The organism is Streptomyces sp. WELS2 (assembly GCF_013870595.1).
Taxonomy (GTDB): Bacteria; Actinomycetota; Actinomycetes; order Streptomycetales; family Streptomycetaceae; genus Streptomyces.
Genome location: NZ_JACBWZ010000447.1, coordinates 1 through 5175, shown reverse-complemented (window position 1 = coordinate 5175; position 5175 = coordinate 1). Strand labels below are relative to the sequence as shown.

The following is a 5175-nucleotide window of genomic DNA, read 5'->3' as shown; positions in this document are numbered from 1 at the left end:
GCGCGGCCTCACGGCGGTGGACCTGCACGCCCAGACCCAGGCCCTCGGCTTCTACGAACGCCTGGGCTACACGGCGTACGGCCCCCGGTTCCAGGACGCCGGCATACCGCACCGGGCGATGCGCCGGGCCCTGTAGAAGCCGGCTGCCCCGCACCGGCGGGTGGTGACGGGACCTCGCCCGGCCGGGACGTCGTCCGGAATCCGCAGGTCGCGATGGCAGACTGGGATGCGGCCGTGTGATCGTCGACCCCCGGAGCGCCGTCCGTGGACCAGCTGGCTCTGTTGTTCGTACTGCTGCTCGGGGCCCTGGTGAGCGTCCCGGTCGGAGACCGGCTGGGGATGCCGTCGCCGGTGCTGATGACCCTGTTCGGCGGGGTCCTGGCTGTGGCGGATTTCGTACCCAACGTGGACATCCCGCCCGAGCTGATCCTGCCGGGTCTGCTGCCGCCGCTGCTCTACGCCGCCGTGCGCCGCACCTCCTGGCGGCAGTTCGCGGCCAACGTCCGGCCGATCTTCCTGCTGGCCGTCGCCCTGGTGTTCGTGACGATGTTCTGCGTGGCGTTCGTCGCCCACCAGATCGTGCCCGGACTGCCGTTCGCCGCCGCCGTCGCGCTCGGCGCCCTGATCGCCCCGCCCGACCCGGTCGCCGCGACCAGCGTCGCCGGACAGCTGGGACTGCCGCGCCGGCTGGTGTCGATCCTGGAGGGCGAGGGGCTGTTCAACGACGTCACGGCCATCGTCCTGTACCACGTGGCGATCGCCGCCGTCGTCAGCGGCACCTTCTCGGCCTGGCGGGCCGGGCTGGACCTGGTGCTGTCCGCCGTCGTCGCGGTCGCCGTGGGACTGGCGCTGGGCTGGGGCGCCAACAAGCTGATGGACCTGCTGGGCGACCCGACGCTCCAGATCGGCATGACCCTGCTGGTGCCCTACGCCTCCTACGTGCTCGCGGAGCGGCTGCACGGCTCCGGGGTGCTCGCCGTGCTCACCACCGCCCTCTTCCTCGCCGAGTACGCCACCGGCGCCGACGACGTGCTGACCCGGCTCGCCGGGCACACCTTCTGGGACATCATCGACACCCTCGTCACCGGAGTCGCCTTCGGGCTCATCGGACTGGAGCTGCACAACGCCATCCACACGGCCCAGGGCCGGTGGGGCGAGATGCTCGGCTGGGCGGCGGCCGTCGTGGGCGTGGTGGTCGTCGTACGGCTGCTGTGGCTGCTGCCGGCGACCTGGCTGACCAAACGGCTGCACGCCCGCCGGGACTACGACGAGGAGATCCCGGTGAGCTGGCGGGAGACCGTCGTGATGTGGTGGGCCGGGATGCGCGGGGTGGCCTCGGTGGCGCTGGCGCTGGCCGTGCCGCTTCGGACCGACGACGGCTCCCCCTTCCCCGACCGGGACGAGATCGTCTTCATCGCCTTCGGAGTGATCGTCGCCACGCTGGTGGTGCAGGGACTGACGCTGCCCTGGCTGGTGCGGCGGCTCGGGGTGCGGGCCGACGCGGCGCGGGAGAAGGAGTTCGAGAAGGAACTGGCCGTGCGGGCCGCGAAGGCGGCCAAGCGCCGACTGCGGGAGATCGAGCAGGTGGAGGAGCTGCCCGAGGAACTGTCCGAGCAGATGCTGCGGCGCGCCTTCGAGATCGGCATCCGGATCAGCCCGGACATGGGGGAGGAGGAGCGGCGCGAGGCCCAGGTGCAGCGGGTCAAGCGGATCAAGCGGGTGCGGCGCATCCAGAACGAGATGCTCAGCGCCGCGCGGCACGAGGTGCTGGCCGCGCGGAGCGAGCCCGGCGCGGACCCGGAGATCGTGGACCGGGTGCTGCGCCATCTCGACGTACGGAGCCTGCGGTGACGTCCGCTCAGCCGCGGCCGGGGCGCGGGAACTCGTAGGCCTTGCGGAAGGACGTGCCGTCGGGGGAGGGCGCCTGGTGCGGGGGGAGGGCCGCGCCGGTGGTGTTCACCCGGGGCAGCGCGTAGGGGTGTTCCGCGGCCAGCCAGGTGATCATCTGCTCGCGGACCGTGACCCGGATCGTCCAGATGTCGTCCGCGTCCTTCGCCGTCACCAGGGCCCGCACCTGGATGGTGTTGGGTGTGCTGTCCGTCACCTGGAGGTTGTAGGCGCGGCCGTCCCAGGCCGGGCACGCGCGCAGGATGTCCCGCAGCTTCTCGCGCATCGCCTCCACCGGCGCGCTGTGGTCGAGATGCCAGTAGACGATCCCGGTCATCTGCGGGGTGCCCCGGGACCAGTTCTCGAACGGCTTGGAGGTGAAGTACGACACCGGCATGGTGATCCGGCGCTCGTCCCAGGTGCGGACCGTCAGAAAGGTCAGGGTGATCTCCTCGACCGTGCCCCACTCGCCGTCCACCACGACCGTGTCGCCGATCCGGACCATGTCGCCGAAGGCGATCTGCAACCCGGCGAACATGTTGGACAGCGTGGACTGCGCGGCGACGCCGGCCACGATGCCGAGGACACCGGCCGAGGCCAGCAGCGAGGCGCCGGCCGCGCGCATCGCCGGGAACGTCAGCAGCATCGCCGCCACGGCGACCACCCCGACGATCGCCGACACCACCCGCATGATCAGCGTCACCTGGGTGCGCACCCGGCGGACCCGGGCCGGGTCGTGGTGGGCGCGCGCGTAACGGGTGTACGTCGTCTCGACTATGGCCGCCGCGATCCGGATCACCAGCCAGGCCGCCGCACCGATCAGCACCAGGGTCAGCGTGCGGCCGACGCCGGTGCGGTGCTCGGGGAACAGCCGGGCCTGGTCGTAGGAGCCTCTGAGCAGGGCGGAGCACAGCACGAGTTGATAGGGCACACGGCCGCGCCGCAGCAGGTCCCACAGCGGGGTGTCGCCACGGCTTCCGTCGGCCTTGCGCAGCAGCACGTCCGTGGCCCAGCCGACCAGCAGGGTCAGAGCCACGGCGCCGCCGGCCACGATCACGGGGCGGAGTACGGTCTCCATGCCTCCGAACGTAACCGGCCTGGCCGGTCATGAACATGTGTCTTCGGGACGCGGATGGGTAGGGGCCGCGATACGCCCCCGGCGTGCCCGGCTGGCACCATGGCCTCATGAACATCATGCTCTTTCACTCGACCTACGGGCTCAGGCCCGCGGTGCGCGAGGCCGCGGACCGGCTGCGCGCGGCGGGCCACGAGGTGTGGACGCCGGACCTCTTCGAGGGCTACACGTTCGACACCGTCGAGGCGGGCATGGAGTTCAACGAGGGGATCGGCAAGGAGGAGCTGCTGAAGCGGGCCGTGCTGGCGGCGGCGCCGTACTCCGAACGCGGACTGGTGTACGCCGGGTTCTCGCTCGGCGCCTCCGTCGCCCAGACCCTCGCCCTCGGCGACGAGAAGGCGCGCGGGCTGCTGCTCCTGCACGGCACCTCCGACATCGCGCCGAACGCGCACGTGGACGGACTGCCGGTGCAGCTGCACGTGGCCGAACCCGACCCGTTCGAGCCGGACGACTGGCTGAGCGCCTGGTATCTGCAGATGGGCCGCACCGGCGCCGACGTGGAGGTCTACCGGTACGCCGGGGCCGGCCACCTCTACACCGACCCCGGGCTGCCGGACTACGACGCGGAGGCCGCCGAGGCCACCTGGCGGGTGGCGCTCGGCTTCCTCGAGACGCTCGGGTGAGGGATCACACCGGGTCGTAGGTCCGCTCGACCTTCTGGGTGCCGCTCAGGGTGCGGTACGAGCGCGTCCAGGCGGCGCGGGCGTCCGGGTCGGTGCGGTCGGACAGGACGTAGTAGTCCATCTGCGCCCGCTCGGCGGTGATGTCCAGCACGCCGTAGCCGTGCCGGTCCGTGTCGACCCAGTGGACGTGCCGGTTGGCGGCCTTGATGACCGGGGCGGCGACCGCGGAGACCGTGCCCTCGGGCACCTTGGCGATGTCGTCCAGGTTGTCGGAGGTCACCGAGGTCACCACGAACTCGGTGGCCGCCGACGGCGTCAGCGGGTAGGTGCCCGCGTCCACCGGCACGTCGTTGGCCCACGCCATGTGGATGTCACCGGTCAGGAAGACGGTGTTCTTGATGGCGTTGGACCGCAGGTGGGCCAGGAGTTCCCGGCGGTCGTCGGTGTAGCCGTCCCACTGGTCGGTGTTGAGGGCGATGCCCTCCTGCGGCAGGCCGAGCAGCTTGGCGAGCGGCTTCAGCAGGTCGGCGGAGAGCGAGCCGATGGCGAACGGCGAGATCATCACCGAGTTGCCGACCAGCCGCCACTTCGTGTCGGAGGCCCGCAGACCGGCCTTGAGCCAGTCGAGCTGGGCGCGGCCGGTGAGCGTGCGGTCCGGGTCGTCGACCGAGCCGCTCGCCGTGGACGCCTGCTGCGAGCGGAAGGAGCGCAGGTCCAGCAGGGACAGATCGGCGAGCCTGCCGAAGCGCAGCCGCCGGTAGGTGGTGCCGGCGAGGGCCGGGCGGACCGGCATCCACTCGAAGTAGGCCTGCTTGGCGGCGGCCTGACGGGCCGCCCAGGTGCCCTCGGCGCCCTCGGTGTGGTTGACCGCGCCGCCCTGCCAGGCGTTGTCGGCGAACTCGTGGTCGTCCCAGATCGCGACGACCGGCGCCGTCAGGTGCAGGGCCTGGAGGTCGGGGTCGGTCTTGTACTTCGCGTGCCGTGTCCGGTAGTCGGCCAGGGTGAGGATCTCGTTCGCCGGCGCGTGCGGGCGGACGACCCTGCCCCGGGCGGCGTACTCCCCGGACTTGTACTCGTAGATGTAGTCGCCGAGGTGCAGCCAGGCGTCCAGGTCGCCCCGGGCCGCCAGATGGCGGTAGGCGGCGAAGTACCCGGCCTCCCAGTTGGCGCAGGAGACCACGCCGAAGCGCAGGGAGGAGACGTCCGCGTCCGCCGCCGGCGCGGTGCGGGTGCGCGCCACCGGGGAGTCGGTGCCGCCGGCGGAGAAGCGGAACCAGTAGTCCGTGGCGGGGGCCAGGCCCCGGACATCGGCCTTGACGGTGTGGTCGGAGGCGGCCGTGGCGGTGACGGAGCCCCGGGCGACGACGTCCGTCAGCGCCTTGTCGCGGGCCACGACCCAGCCGACCTCGGTGTCCGGGCCGAGCCCGGAGCCGGGTATCGCCTCGGGGACGGGGGTCACCCGGGTCCACAGCAGCACGCCGTCGGGCAGCGGGTCGCCGGAGGCGACGCCGTGCAGGAAGGCGGGGGCGC

5 protein-coding genes are annotated in these 5175 nt (G+C 72.2%); 3 read left to right on the top strand and 2 right to left on the bottom strand.

From position 1 onward, the window contains the following. Positions 1–136: GNAT family N-acetyltransferase (locus H5J33_RS22835; RefSeq protein WP_181796776.1), on the top strand; the 136-nt coding region annotated here is incomplete at its 5' end. A 128-nt stretch (positions 137–264) separates the two neighbouring features. Further along, positions 265–1851, top strand: coding sequence for a Na+/H+ antiporter (locus H5J33_RS22830; RefSeq protein ID WP_181796775.1), 1587 nt, complete (start codon positions 265–267; stop codon positions 1849–1851). A 7-nt stretch (positions 1852–1858) separates the two neighbouring features. Here the strand turns inward: H5J33_RS22830 and H5J33_RS22825 are convergent, their stop codons facing one another. Beyond that, a complete protein-coding gene (locus H5J33_RS22825) occupies positions 1859–2965 on the bottom strand; it encodes a mechanosensitive ion channel family protein (protein WP_181796774.1) in 1107 nt (368 codons plus the stop codon). Between the two features lie 107 nt (positions 2966–3072). On the opposite strand from H5J33_RS22825, the gene H5J33_RS22820 reads away from it, so the two are divergent. Beyond that, positions 3073–3645 carry a dienelactone hydrolase family protein gene (locus tag H5J33_RS22820; RefSeq protein ID WP_181796773.1) on the top strand — a complete coding sequence of 191 codons (573 nt, stop codon included), beginning with the start codon at positions 3073–3075 and terminating at the stop codon, positions 3643–3645. Positions 3646–3649: 4 nt separating this feature from the next. Here the strand turns inward: H5J33_RS22820 and H5J33_RS22815 are convergent. Further along, positions 3650–5175: alkaline phosphatase (locus H5J33_RS22815; protein WP_181796772.1), on the bottom strand; the 1526-nt coding region annotated here is incomplete at its 5' end.